At 70.6% G+C, this 23,754-nt stretch carries 21 protein-coding genes; 9 read left to right on the top strand and 12 right to left on the bottom strand.

Annotation, left to right across the window (positions count from 1 at the left end; genetic code table 11):
• Positions 1 to 181: 181 nt before the first annotated feature.
• The 5 genes from GVN67_RS19525 to GVN67_RS19505 form a co-directional block, all read right to left on the bottom strand.
• A complete protein-coding gene (locus GVN67_RS19525) occupies positions 182 to 850 on the bottom strand; it encodes a glutathione S-transferase family protein (protein WP_159999004.1) in 669 nt (222 codons plus the stop codon).
• 176 nt (positions 851 to 1,026) lie between these two features.
• Positions 1,027 to 5,565, bottom strand: coding sequence for a glutamate synthase large subunit (gltB, locus tag GVN67_RS19520; protein ID WP_159999003.1), 4,539 nt, complete (start codon positions 5,563 to 5,565; stop codon positions 1,027 to 1,029).
• Positions 5,566 to 5,624: 59 nt separating this feature from the next.
• The gene (locus GVN67_RS19515) at positions 5,625 to 6,203 is read right to left on the bottom strand and encodes a DUF2059 domain-containing protein (protein WP_159999002.1); all 579 of its coding nucleotides are present in this window, start codon (positions 6,201 to 6,203) and stop codon (positions 5,625 to 5,627) included.
• Positions 6,203 to 7,669: an NAD(P)-dependent oxidoreductase gene (locus tag GVN67_RS19510; RefSeq protein WP_159999001.1), complete on the bottom strand. Its 1,467-nt coding sequence runs from the start codon at positions 7,667 to 7,669 to the stop codon at positions 6,203 to 6,205. Before GVN67_RS19510 ends, GVN67_RS19515 begins: the two co-directional genes overlap by 1 nt.
• 248 nt (positions 7,670 to 7,917) lie before the next feature.
• Positions 7,918 to 8,868 (bottom strand): complex I NDUFA9 subunit family protein, encoded by a 951-nt coding sequence (locus GVN67_RS19505; RefSeq protein WP_159999000.1) that lies wholly within the window; start codon positions 8,866 to 8,868, stop codon positions 7,918 to 7,920.
• A 210-nt stretch (positions 8,869 to 9,078) separates the two neighbouring features.
• Here GVN67_RS19505 and GVN67_RS19500 point away from each other — a divergent pair, with 210 nt between their 5' ends.
• On the top strand, positions 9,079 to 9,642 hold the full coding sequence (locus GVN67_RS19500) for a DUF1013 domain-containing protein (RefSeq protein WP_159998999.1): 564 nt from the start codon (positions 9,079 to 9,081) through the stop codon (positions 9,640 to 9,642).
• Between the two features lie 145 nt (positions 9,643 to 9,787).
• On the opposite strand, the gene GVN67_RS19495 is transcribed toward GVN67_RS19500, so the two are convergent.
• Both GVN67_RS19495 and GVN67_RS19490 read right to left on the bottom strand, forming a co-directional pair.
• On the bottom strand, positions 9,788 to 10,033 hold the full coding sequence (locus tag GVN67_RS19495) for a DUF3126 family protein (RefSeq protein WP_200845318.1): 246 nt from the start codon (positions 10,031 to 10,033) through the stop codon (positions 9,788 to 9,790).
• A 302-nt stretch (positions 10,034 to 10,335) separates the two neighbouring features.
• Positions 10,336 to 10,506, bottom strand: coding sequence for a YdcH family protein (locus GVN67_RS19490; RefSeq protein ID WP_159998997.1), 171 nt, complete (start codon positions 10,504 to 10,506; stop codon positions 10,336 to 10,338).
• A gap of 270 nt (positions 10,507 to 10,776) precedes the next feature.
• Between GVN67_RS19490 and GVN67_RS19485 the strand changes: the two genes are divergently transcribed.
• The 4 genes from GVN67_RS19485 to GVN67_RS19470 all read left to right on the top strand — a co-directional run bounded on the left by GVN67_RS19485 (position 10,777) and on the right by GVN67_RS19470 (position 13,864).
• On the top strand, positions 10,777 to 10,977 hold the full coding sequence (locus tag GVN67_RS19485) for a YdcH family protein (protein ID WP_076955516.1): 201 nt from the start codon (positions 10,777 to 10,779) through the stop codon (positions 10,975 to 10,977).
• Between the two features lie 29 nt (positions 10,978 to 11,006).
• A complete protein-coding gene (locus tag GVN67_RS19480) occupies positions 11,007 to 11,864 on the top strand; it encodes a helix-turn-helix domain-containing protein (protein WP_159998996.1) in 858 nt (285 codons plus the stop codon).
• Positions 11,865 to 11,943: 79 nt separating this feature from the next.
• The gene (locus GVN67_RS19475; protein WP_159998995.1) at positions 11,944 to 13,176 is read left to right on the top strand and encodes a M20/M25/M40 family metallo-hydrolase; all 1,233 of its coding nucleotides are present in this window, start codon (positions 11,944 to 11,946) and stop codon (positions 13,174 to 13,176) included.
• A gap of 151 nt (positions 13,177 to 13,327) precedes the next feature.
• Positions 13,328 to 13,864 (top strand): hypothetical protein, encoded by a 537-nt coding sequence (locus GVN67_RS19470; RefSeq protein WP_159998994.1) that lies wholly within the window; start codon positions 13,328 to 13,330, stop codon positions 13,862 to 13,864.
• A 181-nt stretch (positions 13,865 to 14,045) separates the two neighbouring features.
• On the opposite strand, the gene GVN67_RS19465 is transcribed toward GVN67_RS19470, so the two are convergent.
• From GVN67_RS19465 to def, 5 genes are all read right to left on the bottom strand, one after another.
• A complete protein-coding gene (locus tag GVN67_RS19465; RefSeq protein ID WP_159998993.1) occupies positions 14,046 to 15,152 on the bottom strand; it encodes an OmpA family protein in 1,107 nt (368 codons plus the stop codon).
• A gap of 177 nt (positions 15,153 to 15,329) precedes the next feature.
• On the bottom strand, positions 15,330 to 16,457 hold the full coding sequence (locus tag GVN67_RS19460) for a 5-(carboxyamino)imidazole ribonucleotide synthase (RefSeq protein ID WP_159998992.1): 1,128 nt from the start codon (positions 16,455 to 16,457) through the stop codon (positions 15,330 to 15,332).
• Positions 16,454 to 16,909 carry a 5-(carboxyamino)imidazole ribonucleotide mutase gene (purE, locus tag GVN67_RS19455; protein ID WP_159999006.1) on the bottom strand — a complete coding sequence of 152 codons (456 nt, stop codon included), beginning with the start codon at positions 16,907 to 16,909 and terminating at the stop codon, positions 16,454 to 16,456. The genes GVN67_RS19460 and purE overlap by 4 nt, the downstream gene beginning before the upstream one ends.
• Positions 16,910 to 17,029: 120 nt before the next feature.
• Complete coding sequence (locus GVN67_RS19450; RefSeq protein WP_159998991.1) at positions 17,030 to 17,632, bottom strand: COQ9 family protein; 603 nt, start codon at positions 17,630 to 17,632, stop codon at positions 17,030 to 17,032.
• On the bottom strand, positions 17,629 to 18,174 hold the full coding sequence (gene def / locus GVN67_RS19445; protein WP_159998990.1) for a peptide deformylase: 546 nt from the start codon (positions 18,172 to 18,174) through the stop codon (positions 17,629 to 17,631). The genes GVN67_RS19450 and def overlap by 4 nt, the downstream gene beginning before the upstream one ends.
• A 237-nt stretch (positions 18,175 to 18,411) precedes the next feature.
• Here def and rpsU point away from each other — a divergent pair, with 237 nt between their 5' ends.
• The 4 genes from rpsU to GVN67_RS19425 all read left to right on the top strand — a co-directional run.
• Positions 18,412 to 18,615, top strand: coding sequence for a 30S ribosomal protein S21 (gene rpsU, locus GVN67_RS19440; RefSeq protein WP_007006360.1), 204 nt, complete (start codon positions 18,412 to 18,414; stop codon positions 18,613 to 18,615).
• A gap of 279 nt (positions 18,616 to 18,894) precedes the next feature.
• Complete coding sequence (locus GVN67_RS19435; protein WP_235035377.1) at positions 18,895 to 20,058, top strand: efflux RND transporter periplasmic adaptor subunit; 1,164 nt, start codon at positions 18,895 to 18,897, stop codon at positions 20,056 to 20,058.
• A 12-nt stretch (positions 20,059 to 20,070) separates the two neighbouring features.
• Complete coding sequence (locus GVN67_RS19430; RefSeq protein WP_159998989.1) at positions 20,071 to 23,151, top strand: efflux RND transporter permease subunit; 3,081 nt, start codon at positions 20,071 to 20,073, stop codon at positions 23,149 to 23,151.
• A gap of 66 nt (positions 23,152 to 23,217) precedes the next feature.
• On the top strand, positions 23,218 to 23,754 hold a 537-nt coding region (locus GVN67_RS19425), incomplete at its 3' end, for a solute carrier family 23 protein (protein ID WP_304621466.1).

Raw genomic sequence — 23,754 nt, 5'->3', positions numbered from 1 at the left:
TTCGATGGAACGACGGAGCGTGACCCTCGCTTCTTTACGGGCTCGATCGCCCCAAGGGGTTCCGGGCTACGCTCCGCCACCGCTCCGGACACTCTAGCAACGACCGAGCGCGATGGCGCCAAGTTACAAGGGGTCCAGGGGAATTCATTCCCCTGGCCTGCCCCTGGCTTCTCTGAAAACTCTAAAAATCCAGATCCGCGTAATGCGGCGGCGGGTTCACCCCGCTGACGCGGTCGGCGAGCAGCGGGCGGAAGGCCGGGCGGGACTTCACCCGGGCGTACCAGTCCTTGGCGGCATCGTTCAGGGACCAGTCGAGGTCGCCGATGTAGTCGAGCGCCGACAGGTGGGCGGCGGCGGCCAGGTCGGCCATGGACAGGGAATTGCCGGCCAGCCACAGGCGGGTTTCGGCCAGCCAGCCCAGGTAGTCCAGGTGCGGCTTGAGGTTGGCGTAGCCGGCGCGGAGTGCGGCGGCATCGGCGCTGCCGCGGCCCATCAGGCGCTTCCACTGCTTTTCGACCAGCAGGTTGTCGGTGACCTCGCGGGCGAACTTGCCGTCGAACCAGGCGACCAAGCGGCGCACTTCGGCGCGCTCGCCTAGCGTCCGGCCCATCAGCGGCAGGTCCGGATAGGCCTCGTCGAGGTATTCGCAGATGGCGTAGCTGTCGGCGAGGATCAGGCCGTTCTCCTCCACCAGCACCGGGACGGTGCCGCTGGGGTTCATTTCCATGAATTCCTCTCGCCGCTCCCACACCCTTTCGATCCGCACCTCGAAGGGGATGCGTTTCTCGCTGAGAACAAGGCGGACCTTGCGCGAATAGGGGCAAAGAGGCTGGTGGTAGAGGATTCTCATGCACAACGCCGCAGCAAGGTCAGGGGCGCCGCTTATCGCATGCCCATCCGTGAGCGCCTAGCCGAGCATCACGCCAAGTTGCCCAGGCTTAACATTTTTAAGGCGTTAGCTGGGCTGCTTGAGGCCGTCGCTCGGGTAGCGACCGGTCCCATCGAGGACCGGTCGAACCGAAAAAACTACTCGGCGGCGATGGCGACCTGTTCCATGGGGTGGGGCAGGTACTTGGCGTATTCCTTCGGCACCACGTGCCAGAAGTGGCCGCGCTCGGAGGCCCAATCGTTCAGCAGGCGGGCGGCGTGGCGCGACCCGGTCTCGGCGGCGTGGCGACCGATGAGACCCTGCAGCACGCTCTCCCAATGCGCCGAGGACAGGCGCTTCCACAGCAGCGTGTCCGGGTTCAGCCGGTGCTCGAAGGTGGCGTCGCGGTCATGGATGAAGGCCTGGCCGCCGGTGAAGCCGGCGCCGAAATTGTCGCCGACCGCGCCGAGGATCACCACCGTGCCGCCGGTCATGTACTCGCAGCCATTGGCGCCGACGCCCTCGACCACCGCGATCGCGCCGGAGTTGCGGACGGCGAAGCGCTCGCCGGCCTGGCCGGCGGCGAAGAACTCGCCGGCGGTCGCGCCATAGAGGCAGGTGTTGCCGACGATGGCGTTCTCGTTCCAGACCAGCGGCGAGGACGGCGCCGGGCGGACGACGATGCTGCCGCCGGACAGGCCCTTGCCGACATAGTCGTTGGCGTCGCCAAGGACCTCGAGCTTCAGGCCCCGCACCGCGAAGGCGCCGAGCGACTGGCCGGCCGAGCCGCGCAGCCGCACCGTCAGATGGCCCGGCTGCAGGCCGGACATGCCGAACTTGCGGACGATCTTGCTGCTGATCTTGGTGCCGATGGCGCGGTGGGTGTTGCGGATGTTGTAGGCGAGCTGCATCTTCTCGCCCCGCTCGAACAGGGCCGCGGCGTCGCGGATCATGTCGGCATCCAGCGTCTCCGGCACCTCGTTGCGGCCTTCCAGCGTGCAGTAGCGCGGGAACGGCCCGGCATCGGCCTGGACCAGCAGCGGGTTGAGGTCGAGGTCGTCGAGATCCTCGGCGCCGCGGCTGACCTGCTTGAGGTATTCGGTGCGGCCGATGACCTCTTCCAGCTTGCGGAAGCCGAGGCTGGCCAGGATCTCGCGGATCTCCTCGGCGATGAAGGAGAAAAGGTTGATGACCTTCTCCGGGCTGCCCTCGAACTTCTTCCGCAGGTCCTCGTCCTGGGTGCAGACGCCCACGGGACAGGTGTTGGAATGGCACTGCCGCACCATGATGCAGCCCATGGCGACGAGGGAGGCGGTGCCGATGCCGAATTCCTCGGCGCCCAGCATGGCGGCGATCACCACGTCGCGGCCGGTCTTCAACCCGCCATCGGTGCGCAGCTTCACCCGGTGGCGCAGGCGGTTCAGCAGCAGCACCTGGTGCGCTTCCGACAGCCCCATCTCCCAGGGCAGGCCGGCATATTTGATCGAGCTGACCGGCGAGGCGCCGGTGCCACCCGAATGGCCGGAGACCAGGATGGCATCCGCCTTGGCCTTGGCGACGCCGGCGGCGATGGTGCCGATGCCGGAGCGGGCGACCAGCTTCACGCAGACCGAGGCCTCGGGGTTGATCTGCTTCAGGTCGTAGATGAGCTGCGCCAGATCCTCGATCGAATAGATGTCGTGGTGCGGCGGCGGCGAGATCAGCGTCACGCCGGGCGTCGAGTGGCGGAGCCGCGCGATGATGCCGCTGACCTTGAAGCCGGGCAGCTGGCCGCCCTCGCCGGGCTTGGCGCCCTGGGCCACCTTGATCTCGATCTCGCGGCAGTTGTTCAGGTACTCGGCGGTGACGCCGAAGCGGCCCGAGGAGATCTGCTTGATCGCCGAATTGGCGTTGTCGCCATTGGCGCGCGGCTTGGCGCGCTCGGGGTCCTCGCCGCCCTCGCCGCTGTCGGAGCGCGCGCCGATGCGGTTCATCGCGATGGAGAGCGTCTCATGCGCCTCGGGGCTGAGGGCGCCGAGCGAGATGCCGGGCGCGATCAGGCGCTTGCGGATCTCGGTGATGCTCTCGACCTCCTCGATGGCGATCGGCTTCGAGCCTTCGGCGCGGAAGTCGAGCAGGTCGCGCAGCGCCACGGGCGGCAGCTTGCGCACCGCGTCGGTGTAGCGCTTGAAGGTCTGGTAGCTGTCGGTCTCCACCGCGTTCTGCAGCAGGTGGATCAGGCTGCCGTCGAAGGCATGGGCCTCGCCCTTGCGGCGCAGCTTGTAGAGGCCGCCGATCGGCAGCATCACCGTGTCGGTGCCCCAGGCCTTGCGGTGCATGCCGAGCACGCGGCGGGCGATGCCGGACAGGCCGATGCCGGAGATGCGCGACTGGGTGCCGGGGAAGAATTCCGCCACCAGCGCGCGCGACAGGCCGATCGCCTCGAAGTTCATGCCGCCGCGATAGGAGGACAGCACCGAAATGCCGATCTTCGACATGACCTTCAGCAGGCCCTTGTCGACCGCCTTGCGGTAATGCGCCACGCAGTCGCGCAGCGAATCGTCGCCGAACAGGCCGCGGCGATGCCGGTCGGCGATGCTCTCCTGCGCCAGATAGGCGTTGACCGTGGTGGCACCCGCGCCGATCAGCACGGCGACGTAATGCACATCCATGCATTCGCCGGCGCGGACGTTCAGGCTGGTGAAGGTGCGCAGGGAGTGGCGCACCAGGTGGGTATGCACGGCGCCGACCGCCAGGATCATCGGGATGACGGCGCGCGCGTCGTCATGCGCCTCGTCGGTCAGCACGACATGGGCGCAGCCGGAGCGCACCCCCTCCTCCGCCTCGCGCCGGATCCGCTCCAGCGCGCGGCGCAGGCCGGGCTCGCCTTCGGACACCGGGAAGGTGGCGTCGACCGTGCAGGCCGTGCTGCCCATGTATTCCTGCATGGCGGCGAATTCGGCGTTGGAGAGCACCGGGCTCTCCAGCTGCAGCATGTCGCACTGGGTCGGATCCTCGTCGAGGATGTTCCCGAGATTGCCCAGCCGGGTCTTGATGGTCATCACCCGCGTCTCGCGCAGGCTGTCGATCGGCGGGTTGGTGACCTGGGCGAAGCTCTGGCGGAAGAAATGGTGCAGCCCGCGATATTGCGCGGAGAGCACGGCGATGGGCGTGTCGTCGCCCATGCTGCCGATCGCCTCGGCGCCATCCTCGGCCATCGGGTGCAGGATGGTCTCGAGGTCCTCCAGCGTGATGCCCAGCGCCAGCTGGCGGCGGCGCAGCGCCTCGGTGGTCAGCACCGGGGTCTCGTCCACCTCGGAGCGGACGATGCCGTCGATCTTGGTGGTGCGGCCGACCCAGTCGCCGAAGGGATGGCGGGCGGCCAGCACGTCCTTCAGCTCGGTGTCGCCGTAGAAGCGCTGCGCCTCCAGGTCGACGGCGATGCACTGGCCGGGGCCGACGCGGCCCTTGGCGACGATGTCGCTCTCGGCCAGCTTCACCATGCCGGTCTCGGAGCCGACGATCAGCAGCTTGCTGGTGGTGACATTGTAGCGGATCGGCCGCAGCCCGTTGCGGTCGAGGCCGGCGATGCACCAGCGGCCGTCGGTCGCGCAGACCGCGGCCGGCCCGTCCCAGGGCTCCATCACCGCGTTGCAATACATGAACAGGTCGCGATGCGCCTGGGGCATCGTCGCGTTGCTGCCGATGCTCTCCGGGATCAGCATGGCCTTGGCCATCGGCGCGTCGCGGCCGCCGCGCACCAGCAGCTCGAAGACGTTGTCGAGCGTCGCGGTGTCGGAGCCGCCGGCCTGCACGACGGGCTTGATATCCTCCATGAAGGGATCGAGCAGGTCGTGGGCGAGCCGGGTCTCGTGGCTCTTCATCCAGTTGATGTTGCCGTGGACGGTGTTGATCTCGCCGTTATGGGCGAGCATCCGGAACGGCTGCGCCAGGCGCCAGGTCGGGAAGGTGTTGGTCGAGTAGCGCTGGTGGTAGATGGCGAAGCGGCTGACGAAACGCTCGTCCAGCAGGTCGGGGTAGAAGTCGGTCAGGTTCTCCGCCAGGAACATGCCCTTGTAGACGATCGAGCGGGCCGAGAGGCTGCAGAGATAGAGCTCCGGCACCTGCGCCGCGATGGCCTGCTTCTCGATGCGGCGGCGGATGACGTAGAGGTCGCGCTCCATCGTCGCCGGGTCGCGCTGCTCGGCGTCGAAGATCAGGATCTGCTCGATCTCGGGCCGCGTCGCATTGGCCTTCTCGCCGATGCAGGCGACGTCGATCGGCACCTGGCGCCAGCCATAGATGCTGTAGCCGGCGTTCAGGATCTCGGTCTCGACGATCTGGCGGCAGCGCTCCTGCGCGCCCAGGTCGGTCTTCGGCAGGAAGACCTGGCCCACCGCGATGCGGCCCGGGCGCAGCCGGTCGCCGCCGCGCTCGACGACCTCGGCGAAGAAGTCCTGCGGGATCTCGATATGGATGCCGGCGCCGTCGCCGGTCTTGCCGTCGGCATCGACGGCGCCGCGGTGCCAGACCGCCTTCAGCGCGTCGATGCCGGCCTGCACCACGTCGCGCCGCGGCTTGCCGTCCAGCGCCGCGATCATGCCGACGCCGCAGGCGTCATGCTCCATGGTGTCGACATGGGCGGCGCTGTTCAGCAGGTCGGCGTTACGGCGGAAACGCTCGGCGAAGGCAGCGCCGCTCTCGGTCGGATGGCTCATGGTGCGATCCCTTTGGACTCGCGGCCGGGACAGGGGCCCGGAACGGCGTCGTGGTCGGTTCAGATCTTCAGGCCGCGGGCGCGCAGCGCCTCGCGATGCTTGGCCAGGGCCTCGAGCCCGATCCGCTGGCCCCATTGCGCGCCGAAAGCCAGGCTTTCCTGGGTGACGGCCTGGGTCGCCACCTTCAGCCGGCCGCCGAGCGGCGAGCGGTAGAAGGCGGTCAGCTCGCGCAGGTCGGCAGCACTCAGGTGGCTGGCCCAGGAGGCGGCCATGGCGTCGAGCAGCTCCGGCAGGCGGGCGCGGAACTCGGGCAGCAGCAGGCCCTCGAAAATCTCGGTGACGCGGGCCACCGGCTGGCCGCTCTGCTGCGCCACGATCTGCGCCATCTGCCCCATGCTGCCCTGGATGCCGGCCTCGGCCTGGGCCTGGGAGCCGCTGGCCTCGATCAGCTCGCGCGCCGCGGCCAGGGCCTCGGCCCGGTCATTGGCCGGGGCTGGGGCCGGGGCCGGGGCAGGCGCAGGCGCAGGCGCAGCCTGGGGCGCCGGGGTCGCCGGCGCGGAAAACTGCGACGGCCCCGACTGAGAAAAGGCCGGCGCCGCGGCCAGCAGCAGGGCCAGGCCGGAAGCGAGGGCCCGCATCACTCGGCCGCCATCGACGGCGTGGCCTTCTTGGCCAGCACATAGGCCTCGATCTGGTCGGCGGCGTCGCGACCGTCGCGGATGCCCCAGACCACCAGCGAGGCGCCGCGGACGATGTCGCCGGCGGCGAAGACGCCCTCCAGCTTGGTCATCATGCTGCGGCGGTCGATCGTCAGCGTGCCCCAGCGGCTGACCGTCAGCCCGGGCTCGGCGAAGAGGCTGGGCAGGTCCTCGGGGTCGAAGCCCAGCGCCTTGATGACCAGGTCGGCCGGCTCGGTGAAGCCGCTGCCGGGGATCGGCTCGACCTGCTGGCGGCCGGTGGCGTCGGGCAGGCCCAGATGCATCTTCACGGCGCGGACACCGGTGACCTGGCCCTCGCCCCCGCCGGCGGAGCCGGCCTCGCCACCGACAAAGCCTTCCGGGGCGGAAAGCCAGGAGAAGACCACGCCTTCCTCCTCGGCATTCGACACCTCGCGCATCGAGCCCGGCATATTCGCCTTGTCGCGGCGATAGAGGCAGGTGACGGCCTCGGCGCCCTGGCGGATGGCGGTGCGGACGCAATCCATGGCGGTGTCGCCGCCGCCGATGACCACGACCTTCTTGCCGGCCGCGTTCAGCGTGCCGTCGATGAATTCCGGCACCTGGTCGCCCAGATTCTCGCGGTTCGACGCGGTCAGGTAGTCGAGCGCGGGGACGATGCCGGCGAGCTCCGAGCCCGGCCCGCCGATGTCGCGCGCCTTGTAGACGCCGGTCGCCACCAGCACCGCATCGTGCTTGGCGCGCAGATCGGCCATGGAGATGTCGATGCCGATGCGGCAGTTCAGCACGAACTCGATCCCGGCCTCGGCATATTGGGCGTGGCGGCGGAGGACGACCTCCTTCTCCAGCTTGAAGTTCGGGATGCCGTAGATCATCAGCCCGCCGACGCGGTCGTAGCGGTCATAGACCGTGACCTTCCAGCCGCGCAGCCGCAGCCGCTCGGCCGCCGCCAGGCCCGCCGGGCCGGCGCCGATGATGCCGACCGAATGGTCGACCTCGCGCCGCGGCTTGGGCGGCTTGACCCAGCCCTGCTCCCAGGCGGTATCCGTGATGTACTTCTCAACGGCGCCGATGGTGACGCTGTCGAAGCCTTTCTCGATGACGCAGTTGCCTTCGCAGAGCCGGTCCTGCGGGCAGACGCGGCCGCAGATCTCCGGGAAGGTGTTGGTCGCCGAGGCGATCTCATAGGCCTCCTCCAACCGGCCTTCGGCGGTCAGCTTCAGCCAGTCGGGGATGTTGTTGTTCAGCGGGCAGTGGATCGAGCAGAAGGGCACGCCGCACTGGCTGCAGCGGCTGGCCTGCTCGGTCGCGCGCTCGGCGCTGAAACGCTGGTAGATCTCGCCGAAATCGGCGCGGCGCTCGGTGGCCTGGCGCTTGTCCGGTGTTTGTTGCGACAAGCGCACGAATTGCAGCATGCGTTCGGCCATCGGGCGCGATCCTTCGGGCAGGAAGGGCGAATGGAACAAGAGGCAGAGCCAGGGGTGGCCGCCGCCCGGCCATGCGAAGGCCGGACGAGGCTTGCACCCCGATGCACGCAGCTTTGCCACAGTCACCCCGGGCTTGCGAGTCCTATTTGCGCCATAAGGACAGTAATTCTGTCCTTATTTCCGCTGCCCTTTAGGGTTCCCGACCACCCCGCCCCGGATTTCCTGAAAGAAAGGTCCGATACGGACTTTCAGGCGGGATAGGCGGGCCGCCGCCCTCCCCCGGGGCGGAACCGGGTCAGATAGGCCGGCACCACCGCCTCCATCGCCTGCGGCGCGATGCCGAGCTCGGCGAAGCCCTTGGCGCCGGCGGCCACCACATTGTCCTTCTGCAGCAGGATCAGCTGGTCCCGTGTCAGCGGCGGATTGGGCAGCAGCTCGCCCAGCCGGGCCTGCAGCCGCACCAGCCCGGCCGGCAGCTCGACCAGCCGCTTCGAGCGGCCGGTGACCTCCAGCACATAGCCCATCAGCTCGCGGAAGCTCGCGACCCGCGGCCCGCCGAGCTCGAAGACCTGGCCCTCGGCCGCGCCGCGGCGGCTGGCGGCCAGCACCGCGGCCGCGACATCGCCGACGAAGACCGGCTGGAAGCGGGTGGCGCCGCAGACCACCGGCATGAAGGGCAGCAGCTGCGCCATGCCGGCGAAGCGGTTGAAGAAATGGTCTTCGGGGCCGAAGATCACCGAAGGCCGCAGGATGATGGCGCGGGGAAAGGCGGCCTGCAGCCCGGCCTCGCCGGCCGCCTTGCTGCGGGCATACTGGCTGGCGCTGGCCGGATCGGCGCCGATCGCCGACAGATGCACCAGCCGCGACACCCCGGCCGCCGCCGCGGCGCGGCCGATCCGCCCCGGCAGCTCGCCCTGCAGCCGCTGGAAATCGCCCTTGCGCGATTCCGCCAGGATGCCGACCAGATTGACCACCAGGCTGGCGCCGGCCACCGACCGGGCCAGCGCCGCGTCATCGGCCAGGTCGGCGCGGAAGGCGACCACCTGGCCGACATTGCCCTGGGTCATCAGCCGGCGGACGGTCTCGGCATGGCGGGTCACCACGCGGACCTCGTAGTCCAGCCGCGCCAGGCGGGAGACCACATGCTGCCCGATGAAGCCGGTGCCGCCGAACACCGTCGCCAATCGCCGCGTCGCCATGCCGATCTCCCTTGCCTCGATCCGGCCGATGTCCGGAGCCCTGCAGGACGATATGGCCTGCCATGCCGTCCCGCCAAGGATTAGGGTGCTGGCCCCGCTGCGCTTGGGGCGCCGATACGCTAGGACTTTGACCCCATACCTCCCCCTCTCTATATGCAGTGCGATCCGGGGCTGTCCCCGCGCCAGCCCGACCGACTCGTAAGGTTTCCGATGACCCTGCCGCTGATGCCCAAGGCCACCGCTGTGTGGCTCATCGAGAAGACGTCCCTCAGCTTCGAGCAGATCGCCGACTTCGTCGGCATGCATCCGCTCGAAGTGCAGGCGATCGCCGATGGCGAGGTCGCGCAAGGCATCGTCGGCTATGACCCGGTGCAGAACAGCCAGCTGCGCCGCGAGGAGATCCTGCGCTGCGAGGGCGACGCCAATGCCCGGCTGCGCCTGATGGAGACCACCAGCCCGGTGCCGAAGAGCCGCGGCAAGGGCGCCCGCTACACCCCGGTGTCGAAGCGGAACGACCGGCCGGACGGCATCGCCTTCCTGCTGCGCAACTTCCCGCAGCTGACCGAGGCGCAGATCGGCAAGCTGCTGGGCACCACCAAGGACACCATCGCCAAGGTGCGCGACCGCACCCATTGGAACAGCGCCAATATCAAGCCGCGCGACCCGGTGATCCTGGGCCTGTGCAGCCAGTCGGACCTGAACGCCGCGGTGCTGGCCTCGGGCGGCAACCCCTCCGCCCCGCTGGCGCCGGCCGAGGATGACGAGACCGCCTGACCTTCAGGGCCGGACCGCATTGAAAAAGGGGCACGCGCGCGTGCCCCTTTTTTCATGCCCGGCGGGCGGCCCTCTATCCGGCGGCCCTTCTATAAGGTGACGCCGCGCCCGGCTGCCGCGCCCGCGGGCACGGCAGCTCAGTGGATCAGCGGCGCGGGGGGGCCGCGGGCTTCTTCGGCAGCGGCGGCAGGTCTTCCTCGAGGATGGTCAGGTGCAGCGCGTAGGAGACCTCGCCATCCTCGGCGTCGCGGTGCAGCGTGCCGACCACCTCGTCCTCGACCGCGACCTCGACCGACAGGCCCGGCCGGGCCGGGCGGATCAGGTTGATGCGGTCCGTGCCGAAGAGGCGCCGCAGATAGGTCTGCACGCGCGTGATATCGGTGGCGTCCATGCCGTCCATCAAGCTCCAAGCGAAAGGGAAGCGAGGGTTATAGTCCCGTCGCGGCGCCGCACCTAGTGCCTGCAACCGTTGCGCCTGCAACCGTTGCGCCTGAACCTGTTGCGCCCGAACCTGATGCGATGGTGGCCATGGGCGGGGCAGGCATGGCGGGCGGCGGGGAAGCCGCGGTCCGGGTGGCCCGGCGCCCCCCTCTTGGAGGGGACGCCGGGCCCGGCCCGGTTGCCGCTGGGCCGGCGGCGGCGCCTGACGCCTGCCACCGTGCCGGGGGCCTGGCCCGTTCGGCGCCCGCTGTCTCAGCGGGCGGGTTGCAGCCTTAGCATTTCTTCCTTCAGTCGCAGCTTGGCGCGTTTCAGCCGACCCAGCGACAGGGCATCCGGCTGCGGCCGGTTGCCTTCGTCGGCGATCTGCCGTTCGAGAGTGGCATGGCGTTCCTGCAGGCTGCGCAGGCGAGGCTGCTGCGTCATCGGCACACGATCCTCCACGGTTGAGACAACCCGCGGGACGGAGGAGCCGGACTGTTCAGCAGGCGCCTGGCGGCAGGCTGAGCGGGTCCGGGCCGTCCCGTGGGGCGCGCCGCCAGCCTCGCTGCCAGAAACCCGCACCCCCGGCCACGGCAAAGCTGACCGTGACGGGAAGCGGGGCAGATGGTCAGACCAAGCTGTGCGACCACGCCTGGACATGATATGGCCTTTCTGCGCCCAGATGCGACTCAAACCGAACAACCGATGAGGCCCATCCTGGCCGACCGTGACAGCCTGCTCCGCCGCCTGCATGAGCTCCGCAGCGAGCACCGCGATCTGGACACCGTGATCGCCACCCTCGCCCTGTCCCTGCCGGACCAGCTGCAGGTGCAGCGCCTGAAGAAGCGCAAGCTGAAGCTGAAGGACGAAATCACCTGGCTGGAAAGCCGGCTGGTCCCCGACATCATCGCCTGACACGGCGCCCCTGAGCGAGCGGCGGCCCCATGGCGCTGGATATGCGGCAGATCGGCGCGCGGCTGCGCGCCTGGCGGCTGGGCGCGGGGCTGGCCCCCGATGTGGTCGCCGACCGGCTCGGCGTGTCGCGCGCCGCCCTCTATACCTATGAGAAGGACGGCATCCCCCGGCTCGACCTGCTGCAGCGGGCGGCCGGGCTGATGGGCGTCTCGCTCGCCGCGCTGATCGGCATCGAGGTGGAGCATTTCGCCTCCGGCGCCGGCTTCTTCGAACGCATGCGCCAGGCCGAGGCCGAGGCCGAGCAGATCCTCGCCTGCTTCGACCCGATCTCCATCCTGCTGGCTTCCCCCGCCTATCCCGACCGGCTGCGACAAATGCTGGACGAGGCGCCGGGCGGCGACGCGCCGGCCGCCGCCCGGGCGCTGGCCATCCTGGAGGAACGCCGCGCCCAGCAGGCCGCCCGGCCGCGGCCGCTGACCGCGCTGGTCGCCCTGCCCCGGCTGGCGCAGCTGCTGCAGACCGGGCTGGTCGGCCGCGACGGGCTGCCGGCGGAGGAGCGCGCCCGCCGCCGCGACGGCGCCCGGGCCGAGGTCGCCGCCATCGCCGCCCAGCTGGAGGCGCCGCCGATCGGCGTGCAGATCGGCTTGCTGGAGGCCGTCCCCCCCAGCCAGACCTTCGAGGTGCTGCTGGGCGGGCAGGTGGAGCGGGTCGCCGTCAGCCCCTTCCGCCTCGGCGAATACCCCAGCGTCACCGACGGCATCGCCACCCTCTCGGCCGAGCCGGCCACCGTCGCCCTCTATGCCGGCCTGGCCCGCCGGCTGTGGGAGGGCGCGCTGAAGGGCGAGCGCGCGGCGGCCCGGCTGCGCCAGCTTCTCGCCACTTCGTGACCCGGGGGCGGCAGCGGTCGGCCAATTGACTTGCGCGAAAAGTCCATCAAATTGGATTTTTCCGGTTTGATGGACTTTGATGCGGTTTCCCGACTCCGATGGCGCCCTGGCGGGCCATCTTCTCGCGCTGTTCCGCCGCCTGTCCGCCGATGCCGAGGGCGTCACGCGCCCGGCCTATGGCGCGGCCGAATCCGCCTGCCTGCGGGCCCTGGCCGCCATCGCCCGCGAGCAGGGGCTGCAGGCCTGGCCGGATGCCGCCGGCAATCTCTGGCTGCAGCCGCCGGGGCTGGGCGAAGCCCCTGCCCCGGCCTGCGGCAGCCACATGGATTCGGTGCCCCGCGGCGGCAATTTCGACGGCGCCGCCGGGGTGGTCGCCGGCTTCCTGGCGGTCCGACAGGCGATGCGCGACGGGCGCGCGCTGCGGGCCGTGGCGCTGCGCGGCGAGGAATCGCCCTGGTTCGGCGCGCCGCATGTCGGGCTGCGCGCGGCGTTCGGCGCGCTTTCGGCCACCGAGCTCGCCATCCCGCGCCGCGACACCGGCAAGCCCCTGGCCTGGCACATCGCCGAGCAGGGCGGCGACCCCGCCGCGGCCGGCGCCGGCACCCCCTTGCCGGAGATTTCCCGCACCAGCTTCTTCTGGGAGCTGCATATCGAGCAGGGCCCGGTGCTGCTGGATCGCGGCCAGCCGGCGGCGCCGGTCTCGGCGGTGCGCGGGCATCTGCGCTTCCCCGCCGCGCGCTGCCGTGGCGAGGCCGGGCATTCCGGCGCGGTGCCGCGGCATCTGCGGCGCGACCCGGTGCTGGCGGTGGCCGAGCTGCTGCAGGAGCTGGACACGCTCTGGGTCCGCAGCCTGCAGGAGGGCGCCGACCTGGTGCTGACCGCAGGGCAGCTGCTGGTCGACCCGGCGACGGCCGCGGCCACCCGCATTCCCGATGCGGTCAGCTTCAGCCTGGACCTGCGCAGCACCCAGGCAGCGACGCTCGCCGGCCTTTCCGCCCTGCTGCCGCGGCGCTGCGCCGAGATCGGCGCGCGGCGCGGCGTGACCTTCGACCTGGGCACGCCGGTGACGGCGGCGCCGGTGGTGCTGGATGCCGCCGGCCGCGCGGCGCTGGAAGCGGCGCTGCCCGGGGTGCAGCCGGTGGCCTCGGGCGCCGGGCATGACGCGGCGGAGTTTTCGCGCCGGGGCGTGCCGGCGGCGATGGTCTTCATCCGCAACACGCACGGCTCGCACAACCCGGCCGAGGCGATGGAAGTGGAGGACTTCCTGGCCGGGCTTGCCGCGCTGCAGGCGGCGATCGCGTCGCGGGGCTGAGCCGGGTGGCTGAGGCTCAGCCGATTTCTGCAGGACGCCTTGCAAGAGATTGCCAAATCATCATTTCGATCACGCTTCCGTAACCCTTCACCCATGATGTAGATTCGAAACGGGCCAAGCCGGCCCTGTCGGTATCGAGGGGTTTCGCCGCATGGCTCGGATCAACCAGCGTCTGGCGGGGTTCGCCCTGGCCGCGGGCGTGGCGCTTGCCCTGCCCGCCGCGGCGCAGAGCTGCCTGCAGGCGGCCGAGAAGACGGCGATGGATGTGCGCGCGCTGCAAAGCCAGCTGATGGTCGCGGCGCTGAGCTGCGACCGGCACGACCAGTACAATGCCTTCGTCACCCGCTACCAGAAGGAGCTCGGCTCGGCCTATCGCCAGGTGACCGGGCATTTCCGCCGGGTGCATGGCGCCAATGGCCAGCGCCAGCTCGACAGCTACATCACGACGCTGGCCAATGCGCAGAGCCAGGAAGGCATCCGCCAGGGGTCCTTCTTCTGCCAGAACGTGGCGCCGCTGTTCCAGCAGGCGCTCAGCCAGCCGGGCATGACCGAGCTGGCGGCGCTGTCGGTCGCGCAGCAGGTGACCAACCCCTACGAGGCGCAGATCTGCCCGGCCCCGGCGACCCGCAGCGCCAGCGCGCCGCGCCGCAGCACGCCGGCCGCGCCGACCCAGGTCGCCACGCGCTGATCCTCGCCGCTTGACGCAAAAGGGCCGCCCCTGCGAGGGGGCGGCCCTTTTTTGCGTCCCGCCGCCCCAGCCGGATGCGGCCGGGCCGTTCCACCCGCTGTCTCCCCGAGACGGCGGCAGCCAGACAAAAAAAGGGCGCCCGAAGGCGCCCTTTCTCTTTGCCGGGAAACCGGCCTGCGGATTAGCGCAGGACGATTTCGACGCGGCGGTTCTGCGGCTCGCGCACGCCGTCGGCCGTCGGGACCAGCGGACGGCTCTCGCCGAAGGCCTGGACCGTGATGGCCGAGCGCGACACGCCCAGGCGGACCAGCTCGGCGGCCACGGCGTCGGCGCGACGCTGCGACAGGCGCTGGTTGTACTGCGGCGAACCGGCGCGGTCGGCATGGCCGGCCACTTCGATGCGGGTCGCCTGAACGCGGCCGGAGTTCTGCGCGGCTTCGGCGATGATCTGGCGGGCACGGTCCGTCAGGTCAGCGCGGTCGAAGTCGAAGAACACCAGGTAGGTGCGGGCCGGGGCCGGGGCAGCGGCCGGGGCCGGAGCGGCGACCGGGATCGGCGCCGGGGCGACCGGGGCGTTGAAGGCATAACGCAGGCCCAGGAACACCGAGTGGTTGTAGTTCTCGGAGTCGACCTTGGTACGGGCCGTGGTCACGCCAGCAGCGTTACGCGAGACCGCGGTGAATTCCGGGTCCAGCGAACCCAGGAAGCGGTACTCGGCGGTGATCGCCAGGCCGGGAACGGCGGCGATCGGGAAGGCGGCGCCGGCGATGCCCTGGAAGGCGAACTGGCCGTCGTCACCATCGATCGTCACGCGCGACTGGCCGGCGCCGCGGCTGCGGACGACGTCATAGTCGTGCCACACGTAGCCGACGCCCGCGCCGATGTACGGAACAACCGGGAGGCCCAGGTTGAAGTCGTACAGGGCGTTGACCATCGCGCCATAGGTGCGGACGGTGCCACCGATGCCGGGCAGCGTGCCGCCGGCCTTCAGGGTGTCAACGTCGTTCTGGCGGTAGTTGCCCTCGACCTCGGCGCGCAGGCCGTTGCCGAAGCCGTAACCGATGCTCAGAACGCCACCGAAGCCGTGCTCGAACTCGGCTTCGACCTTGCGGGTACCGCCGCGGGCGGTCTGCATGGCAGCGGCCGAACCGGACGACGTGATGTCCGTGTCCTGCAGGTAGTTGTAGCCGGCACCGGCGCCGAGATAGACGCCAGTGATCGGCTGCGCCTGAGCCGCGAGCGGCAGCGACAGAACCGTCGCGGCCAGAAGCGCCTTCTTGAGGCTCATTAGAATTCTCCTCGATCCACCAAAGGCATGCTCGCAACGCGCATTCACGAAGGTCCCCCCCGAGTCACGGCGCCGCGTGACCCCTGAAGTAGCACTCATCCGCGCCGCTTGCAGTATGCTGTGCCACGTTTCCCACGGCCTGTGTCTTTCGGGACACAGGGACCATGGGCATTTTGGTCACAGCCCCGCGAGCACTTCCGATTCTTCCTGATTTTTCAGGGTGTTAAGCGGCAGGACCCGGTTGGCGTGGCCCATCTTGCGGCCCGGCCGGGCGGCCGCCTTGCCATAGAGATGTACCGACACGCTGTGGTCGCCCTGCAACGCCGGCAGCTTTGCCATGCCCTCCGCGCCGACCAGGTTGCGCATCACCGCGTCGGAATGGCGCCGGGCGCTGCCCAGCGGCAGGCCGGCGACGGCGCGGATATGCTGGTGGAACTGGCTGGAGAGGCAGGCATCCATCGTCCAGTGGCCGGAATTATGCGGCCGCGGCGCGATCTCGTTGCCCAGCAGCGAGCCGTCGGGCAGCAGGAACAGCTCCACCGCCAGCACGCCGACCAGCTCCAGCGCCGCGGCGACCTGGCCGGCATGGCGGCGGGCGGCCTCGGCGGCGGCGGCCGGGACGCGCGCCGGGGCGAAGGACAGGTCCAGGATATGGTGGTGGTGGTGGTTCTCCACCGCGTCATAGACGGCGACGCTGCCATCCAGCCCGCGGGCGGCGACCGCCGACAGCTCCTGGGTGAAGGGGACGAAAGCCTCCAGGATCAAGGGCTTGGGCTCGAGGCGGGCGAAGGCCGCGGCCAGGTCGCCGGGCTCGCGCAGCACCGCCTGGCCGCGGCCGTCATAGCCGAGGCGCGTGGTCTTCAGCACCGCCGGCAGGCCGATCTCGGCCACCGCCGATTCGAGCTCCTCCAGGCTGCGCACCGCGCGCCAGGGGGCGACGGGCACGCCGGCCTTCTCGAGGAATTCCTTCTCCAGCAGGCGATCCTGGCAGACGGCCAGCGCCGTCTTCCCAGGCCGGCAGGGCACGAGGGGAGAAAGAATCTCCAGCGTGCGGGCGGGGACATTCTCGAATTCGAAGGTCACCACGTCGACGGCGGCGGCGAAGGCCTGCAGCGCCGCGACATCCTCGTAATCGGCGACGGTGCTGGCGGCGGCCACCTGCATGCCGGGCGAATCGGCGTCCGGCGCATAGATATGGCAGCGATAGCCGAGCTCGGCGGCGGCCAGCGCCGACATGCGGCCGAGCTGCCCGCCGCCCAGGATGCCGATGGTGGAATTGGGCGGCAGCGGCGCCTGGCCGGTCATGCCGGCTCCTCCGCCACGGCGGCGGTCTGCGCGGCGCGGTAGTCGTCGAGCCGCCCGGCGAGGTCCGCATCGGTGGTGGCCAGGATGGCGGCGGCCAGCAGCGCCGCGTTGATCGAGCCGGCGCGGCCGATGGCCAGCGTCCCCACCGGGATGCCGGCCGGCATCTGCACGATGGACAGCAGCGAATCCATGCCCTTCAGCGCATGGCTCTCGACCGGGACGCCGAGCACCGGCAGCCGGGTCATGGCGGCGGCCATGCCGGGCAGATGGGCGGCGCCGCCGGCGCCGGCGATGATGACGCGCAGGCCCCGGCCGGCGGCGGCGCCGGCATAATCATAGAGCCGCTGCGGCGTGCGATGCGCCGAGACCACCCGGGTCTCATGCGGAATGCCCAGCTTTTCCAGGGTCTCCGCCGCGTGCCGCATGGTCTCCCAGTCGGAACGGCTGCCCATGATGATGCCGACCAGCGGCGCGGAGGGGGTCTCGGTCACGCGGGAGATCCTTGCAGCAAGGGGCGGCCTGTGCCGCGACTCGCCTCTGCTTGCAAGCGCAAAGCGTGCAGGAATGCCCTGTCAGGCCGCCTTGGGCCGCCGCTTCTGCAGCCGCGCCACGCCAGCCAGCCGCCGGTCGAGGAAATCCATCGCCGCCGCCTCGTCGCCCGACTGCAGCCAATAGGCGAGCGTGCTGCCATAGACCCCGGCGAGCGTCATCCGCCGGGTGTGGAAGGACAGGTCGGTCGAGATGTCGCCGGCGGCGGTCCAGATGGCATCGACCGTGCGGCCGGTGGCGCGCGTCGCGGCGCCCAGGTTCCAGGGCAGCGCCAGCAGGGCCAGGCCGCGGCGCACCGCCTCGCGATGCGGCCCGGCCTGCTGCAGCCGCAGCGCGACCAGGGCGCGGATGCGGGCCGGGATGCGCAGGTCTTCCAGCCCCTGGCCGGCAGCGGCCGCCGCCATGTCGCGATCGGCCAGGTCGCACCAGGCCTCGACCATGCCGGCGGGGCCCTCGGGGAACAGCCAGGCGGCGGCGGCCGGGTCGCGCCCTTCCGTGGCCAGGCCGGCGCGCAGCGCGGCCAGGCTCCAGCCCAGCCGCGGCACCTCCGGCAGCAGGGCGCGCAGCGCGGCATCCCGCTCGGCGCTGCGCTCCAGCCCGGCGGCCGGGCAGCGGCGCGCGCTCACCGGGTGGCTTCCTGCATCGCCGGCGGGGGCGCCGGCGGCGGCGCGTGCTGGGCGGCGGCGGCGCGGGTCAGCTCCTCGGTGAAGCCGAACAGGGCGTGGTCGGTCATCCGACTCGGATAGAGCACGCCGTCCAGATGGTCGTATTCATGCTGCATGACGCGGGCCAGCATGCCCTCGGCCTCGCCCTCGACCGAGTCGCCACCGATATCGGTGCCGCGGAAAGCGACGCGATGCGCGCGCTCGACATTGCCGCGCAGGCCCGGAATCGACAGGCAGCCCTCCCAGCCGCGCTGGTCGGGCGGGCCGAGCAGCTCGAGCTCCGGGTTGATCAGCGCGGCCACGCTGTCGCCGTTGCGCCAGACGAAGATGCGCAGCGGAACATGCACCTGGGGGGCGGCGAGCCCGAGTCCCTGCGCGTCCAGCATGGTTTCGGCCATGTCGGCGACCAGCCGGCGGATCTCCGGATCACGCGGATCCTCAACCACGGCGGCACGCTGCAGCAGGACGGGATGGCCCATGCGGGCTATTTTTAGGATGGCCATGGCGGGCTTCCTCCACTCGATCGGCATAGATTGGGGGCCGCCGCCGCCCTGGAAAGGGTGCGCGGCCAGGCTGCTCATGAAGGGCTTTCATTCGGGCCGCGGGGCATGCTAAGGGCTGCGGCACCTTGCAGGAAGGCACCGGCGCTTGCACCGGCGCTTCGTGCTTCCGTTATCCATATCGCCCGCCGTGCCAGGACCTGGTGCCGGGCCTTGCTCAGATAGAGGAGACCGCACAGCGTGCAGGTCGTCGTTCGGGACAACAATATCGATCAGGCCCTCAAGGCCCTCAAGAAGAAGCTGCAGCGCGAAGGCGTCTTCCGCGAGATGAAGCTGCGCCGCCACTACGAGAAGCCGTCGGAGCGCCGCGCCCGCGAGGCCGCCGAGGCTGTCCGCCGCGCCCGCAAGGTCGAGCGCAAGCGCCTCGAGCGCGAAGGCTTCTGAGCAGCCCGGGACTCGGCCGGCCGCCCCCAGGGAAACCTCGGGGGAAGCCGGCCCGGTCCCGATGGCGACTCGATGACCGCGGGGTGGGGCCTTCCAGGTCCCGCCATCCGCGGTTTTCTTGTTTTCGGGGCCTTGTTGCGCCCCGGTGCCGCCCGGCTTCCACGCCGTGGCAGGCCGGTTGCCGGCGCAAGCCGGTGCTCCGCTCATTTTGATGATTTAATGTAACAGAGCGCATCGATAGCTTTGCGCTGACCGCATGGCAGCTTAATGCCGTGGGTCATGATGCCCTCGCGTTCGCTTTTCCCCCTGCTGGCGGGCGCGTTCAGCGCCGGCCTCGTCGCCATGATCGCCGGCAGCGCCACCCCGCTGCAGGCCCAGACGCCGGCGCCCGCGCCCAGTGCGGCGCCAGCCCCCGCCCCCACCCTGCCGGTGGTGGTCAGCCGGGCCGAGCGCGGGCCGATTCCGCTCGAGATCACCACCAACGGCAATGTCGTCGCCGAGGCCACGGTCTCGGTGCGCAGCCGGGTCGACGGCCAGATCGAGAAGCAGCATGTCGAGGAAGGCCAGCGCGTCGAGCGCGGCCAGATGCTGTTCACCATCGACGCGCGGATGACCCAGGCGCTGCTGGCCCAGCAGGAGGCGCAGCTGGCGCGCGACCGGGCCCAGGCGGTGCGGGCGCGCTCGGACGCCAACCGCTACGCCTCGCTGCGCGGCGAGGGCTTCACCGCCGCCCAGCGCTACGAGCAGGCCCAGGCCGACGCCACCGCCGCCGAGGCCACGGTCAAGGCCGGCGAGGCGCTGATCAGCCAGACCCGGCTGACGCTCGACTTCGCCAGCATCCGCGCCGAGCTGCGCGGGCGCCTGGGCGCCCTGCCGCTGACCGAGGGCAACCTGGTGCGCGCCGGCGAGAACACGCCGCTGGCCACCATCACCCAGACCGACCCGATCCAGGTGCAGTTCGCGGTGCCGGAGCGCTGGCTGCCGGAGGTGCAGGCCTCGCTGCGCGCCGGCCGGCCGGTGGTCACCGCGCATCCGCCGGGCGACCGCCACGCGCCGGTGCAGGGCAGCGTGGTGTTCCTCGACAGCCAGGTCGACAGCACCTCGGGCACGGTGCAGATCAAGGCGCGCTTCGCCAACCCGGACAACGCGCTGTGGCCGGGCCAGTATGTCAACGTGGTGCTGGTGCCGCGGGTCGAGCCGGAGGCGCTGAGCGTGCCGGTGCAGGCGGTGCAGACCGGCTCGGGCAACAGCCGCTACGTCTATGTCATCGACGGCGAGAGCCGCGCCCGCCGCCGCGCGGTGACGCTGGACCGCGTGGTCGGTGGCCGCGCCGTGCTGAAGGCCGAGATCGCGGCCGGCGACAAGGTGGTGATTGAGGGGGCGCAGCTGCTCTCCGACGGCGCCCGCGTCGTCGAGCGCCCCGCCAGCCGCCCGCAGAGCTGAGGACGCGCCACGATGCATCTTTCCGAGCTTTGCATCCGCCGCCCCGTGATGACCGGGCTGCTGGCGGCGGCCGCCATCCTGGCCGGCATCGTGGCCTATCTGCAGATGCCGGTGGCGGCCGTGCCCCGGGTCGACTTCCCGGTGATCTCGGTCTCGGCCAGCCTGCCCGGGGCCAGCCCCGAGACCATGGCCAATTCGGTCGCCCTGCCGCTGGAGCGCGAATTCTCCACCATCGCCGGCATCGACCAGATGTCGTCGAGCAGCGGCCAGGGCACCACCCAGATCACCCTGCAATTCGTGCTGGGCCGCGGCATCGACGCCGCGGCGCTGGACGTGCAGGCCGCCATCAGCCGCGCCCAGCGCCGGCTGCCGGCGGAGATGACCAACCCGCCCAGCTTCCGCAAGACCAACCCGGCCGACGCGCCGGTGGTGCTGCTGAACCTGCGCGGCGGCGACGTGCCGCTGTACCGCCTGAACGAGATCGCCGCGGTGCTGATCTCGCCCGCCCTGTCGCGCATCCCGGGCGTCGCCCAGGTGGTGACCTATGGCGAGCAGAAATACGCCGTCCGCGTGCAGCTGGACCCGGACCGGGTGGCCGCGCTGGGCTTAGGCTTCGACGAGGCGCAGCGGGCGATCGCGGCGGCCAACAGCAACACGCCGGTCGGCACGCTGAACGGGCCGCGGCAGCAGCTGACCTTGCGCGCCAACGACCAGCTGCAGGATGCCGAGGCCTTCGGCCGGCTGATCATCGGCGGCCGCGGCAATGCGCCGATCCGGGTGCAGGACGTGGCCCGGGTGGTCGACGGGGTGGAGAACAACCGCGTCGCCGCCTGGATGAACGGCAATCTGGGCCTGACGCTGGCGGTGCAGCGGCAGCCCGACGCCAACACGGTCGAGGTGGTGGACGGGGTCAAGGCGGCGCTGCCCGGGCTGCAGGCGGCGCTGCCGCCGGGGGCCGAGGTCACGGTCATGCTGGACCGCTCGGTCTCGATCCGCGACGCGGTGCATGACGTGCAGCACCACCTGATGATCGCCATCGGGCTGGTGGTGCTGGTGATCTTCCTGTTCCTGCGCAAGATTAGCGCCACGCTGATCCCGGGCATCGCGGTGCCGATCTCGCTGGCCGGCACCTTCGCGCTGATGTACGCGCTGGGCTACGGCATCGACAACATCACCCTGCTGGGGCTGACGCTGGCCGTCGGCCTGGTGGTGGACGACGCCATCGTCATGCTGGAGTCCATCGTCCGCCACATGGAGGAGGGCATGGCCCCCTTCCCGGCGGCGATCCGCGGCGCCAAGGAGATCGGCTTCACCATCATCTCGATCACGCTGTCGCTGATCGCAGTGTTCCTGCCGATCCTGATGATGGGCGGCGTGGTGGGGCGGGTGTTCAACGCCTTCGCCGCCACGGTGTCGCTGGCGGTGATCGTCTCCTGCGTGGTCTCGCTGACGGTGACGCCGCTGATGGCGCGCTACCTGCCGGCGCATGGCAAGCCGAGCAAGTTCGACGCCCTGCTGGAGCGCGGCTTCCGCGCCGTCGAGCGCGGCTATGGCTGGATGCTGGACATCACGCTGCGCTTCCGCTTCGGCGTCTGGGTGGTGTTCCTGGCCTCGATCGGCCTGTCGGTCTGGCTGGCGGTGACCATCCCCAAGGGCTTCTTCCCGGTCGAGGACACCGGCCTGCTGAATGTCGGCACCGAGGGGCCGCAGGACGCCTCCTTCGACGACATGAGCACCCGGCAGGCGCGGGTGGTCGAGATCATCCGGGCGCATCCTTCGGTCGAGCTGGTCAATTCGATCGTCGGCATCAGCGGCAACAGCCAGGCGCTGAACCAGGGCCGCATGTTCGTGCAGCTGAAGCCGCGGGCGCAGCGCAAGTCGGTGACCGACATCATCCAGGAGCTGCGCCGGCAGACCGGCGGCATCCCGGGCATGCGGGTCTACTACAACCCGATCCAGAACCTGAACTTCGGCGCCCGGCAGTCGCGCACCCTGTACCAGTACACCATGCAGGGGCTGCGCTCGGAGGAGCTCTACGACTGGTCGGAGCGGATGACGGCGGCGCTGCAGCGGCTGCCGGAGCTGCAGGACGTCAATTCCGACCTGCAGAAGGCCGCGCCCATCCTGTCGGTCAATGTCGACCGCGACCGGGCGGCGGCGCTGGGCGTGACCGTGGACCAGGTGCGGCAGGCGCTGTACTCGGCCTTCGGCGCGCGGCAGATCAGCACCATCTTCGGCGCCTCCGACAGCTATTCGGTGATCCTGGAGGCGCTGCCGCGCGACCAGCAGGACGAGGCCGGGCTGTCGAAGATCTATCTGCGCGGCAATTCGGGGCGGCTGGTGCCGCTGGCCGGCATCGCCACGCTGGAGCGCCGGGTGGGGCCCCTCACGGTCGCCCACCAGGGCCAGCTGCCGGCGGTGACGATTGGCTTCAACACCGCGCCCGGCGTGGCGCTGGGGCAGGCCACCCAGGCGATCGCCGCGGTGGAGCGGGATCTGGGCCTGCCGCCCACCATCGTCTCCGGCTATGCCGGCACGGCGCAGATCTTCCAGCAGGCGCTGGCCGGCCAGGGGGCGCTGCTGATCGCCGCCGTGCTGATCGTCTATGTCGTGCTGGGCGTGCTGTATGAAAGCCTGGTGCATCCGCTGACCATCCTGTCCGGCCTGCCGCCGGCAGCACTCGGCGCGCTGGCGACGCTGTGGCTGTTCGGGCTGGACCTGTCGGTCATCGCGGTGATCGGCGTGCTGCTGCTGATCGGGCTGGTGAAGAAGAACGCCATCATGGTGGTCGACGTCGCCTTGGCGCGGCAGCGGGCCGGCGAGGACCCGCTGATCGCGGTGCGCGAGGCGAGCATCCTGCGGTTCCGCCCGATCATGATGACGACGCTGGCCGCCGCGGCTGGCGCCGTGCCGATCGCTGCCGGCTGGGGTGCTGCCGCCGAGCTGCGCCAGCCCCTGGGCCTGGCCGTGGTGGGCGGCCTTGCCGTGTCGCAAGCCCTGACCCTGTTCGTGACGCCTGTTTTGTATTTGGCTTTCGACAGTCTGGCGCGGAAGTTCAGCCGTGGCGGCGTGGCCGCGCAGCCCGCGGAATAATTGAAGGCGGGGTCCGGGGGGATACTATCCCCCCGGCCTTCTCTTGCTTGTTTTGGAGGCCGGGGTTTGGACAGCTACGGCCGCGACGACCCTGTCCCCATCGGTGCCCTGCTGGTGGCGGTCCTGCAGCATATGGGCCTGATGAGCATCATCCTCATCTTCCCCTTGCTGGTGGCTGATGCGGCAGGCCTCGACCTGGTGACCACCGGCCGGCTGGTCACCCTGTCGATGATCGCCATCGGGATCGCCACCTTCCTGCAATGCCTGCGCTGGCGCGGCATCGGTTCCGGCTTCCTGCTGCCGGCCGTCTTCACCGCCGCCTATCTGCCGCCGGTGCTGGCTGCCGCGCGGCTGGGCGGGATCGGCGCCGTGGCCGGGCTGATGCTGGTGGCCGGCGTCACGCAGATCCTGCTGTCGCGGCTGCTGTTCCGCATCCGCCGGCTGCTGCCGCCGGAGATCATGGGGCTGGTGGTGCTGCAGATCGGCATCATCCTGGGCCTGATCGCGGTGCGGCTGATGCTGACCGGCGGCGATGTCGCCGGGCGGGGGCGGGCCGATTTCTATGGCACGACTGTCGGGGTGACGCTGGCGCTGATGGTGGGG

It is taken from the genome of Roseomonas sp. 18066, from assembly GCF_902706185.1.
In the GTDB taxonomy this organism is placed as follows: domain Bacteria; phylum Pseudomonadota; class Alphaproteobacteria; order Acetobacterales; family Acetobacteraceae; genus Pseudoroseomonas.
Note: the sequence above shows the minus strand (reverse complement) of the source record. Positions and strands in the feature narration are given on the sequence as shown.

Coding starts and splice junctions, on each gene's coding strand:
- GVN67_RS19525 (WP_159999004.1), bottom strand. CDS start 850: ATGAGAATCCTCTACCACCAGCCTCTTTGCCCCTATTCGCGCAAGGTC.
- gltB (WP_159999003.1), bottom strand. CDS start 5,565: ATGAGCCATCCGACCGAGAGCGGCGCTGCCTTCGCCGAGCGTTTCCGC.
- GVN67_RS19515 (WP_159999002.1), bottom strand. CDS start 6,203: ATGCGGGCCCTCGCTTCCGGCCTGGCCCTGCTGCTGGCCGCGGCGCCG.
- GVN67_RS19510 (WP_159999001.1), bottom strand. CDS start 7,669: ATGGCCGAACGCATGCTGCAATTCGTGCGCTTGTCGCAACAAACACCG.
- GVN67_RS19505 (WP_159999000.1), bottom strand. CDS start 8,868: ATGGCGACGCGGCGATTGGCGACGGTGTTCGGCGGCACCGGCTTCATC.
- GVN67_RS19500 (WP_159998999.1), top strand. CDS start 9,079: ATGACCCTGCCGCTGATGCCCAAGGCCACCGCTGTGTGGCTCATCGAG.
- GVN67_RS19495 (WP_200845318.1), bottom strand. CDS start 10,033: ATGGACGCCACCGATATCACGCGCGTGCAGACCTATCTGCGGCGCCTC.
- GVN67_RS19490 (WP_159998997.1), bottom strand. CDS start 10,506: ATGACGCAGCAGCCTCGCCTGCGCAGCCTGCAGGAACGCCATGCCACT.
- GVN67_RS19480 (WP_159998996.1), top strand. CDS start 11,007: ATGGCGCTGGATATGCGGCAGATCGGCGCGCGGCTGCGCGCCTGGCGG.
- GVN67_RS19475 (WP_159998995.1), top strand. CDS start 11,944: ATGCGGTTTCCCGACTCCGATGGCGCCCTGGCGGGCCATCTTCTCGCG.
- GVN67_RS19470 (WP_159998994.1), top strand. CDS start 13,328: ATGGCTCGGATCAACCAGCGTCTGGCGGGGTTCGCCCTGGCCGCGGGC.
- GVN67_RS19465 (WP_159998993.1), bottom strand. CDS start 15,152: ATGAGCCTCAAGAAGGCGCTTCTGGCCGCGACGGTTCTGTCGCTGCCG.
- GVN67_RS19460 (WP_159998992.1), bottom strand. CDS start 16,457: ATGACCGGCCAGGCGCCGCTGCCGCCCAATTCCACCATCGGCATCCTG.
- purE (WP_159999006.1), bottom strand. CDS start 16,909: ATGGGCAGCCGTTCCGACTGGGAGACCATGCGGCACGCGGCGGAGACC.
- def (WP_159998990.1), bottom strand. CDS start 18,174: ATGGCCATCCTAAAAATAGCCCGCATGGGCCATCCCGTCCTGCTGCAG.
- GVN67_RS19435 (WP_235035377.1), top strand. CDS start 18,895: ATGATGCCCTCGCGTTCGCTTTTCCCCCTGCTGGCGGGCGCGTTCAGC.
- GVN67_RS19430 (WP_159998989.1), top strand. CDS start 20,071: ATGCATCTTTCCGAGCTTTGCATCCGCCGCCCCGTGATGACCGGGCTG.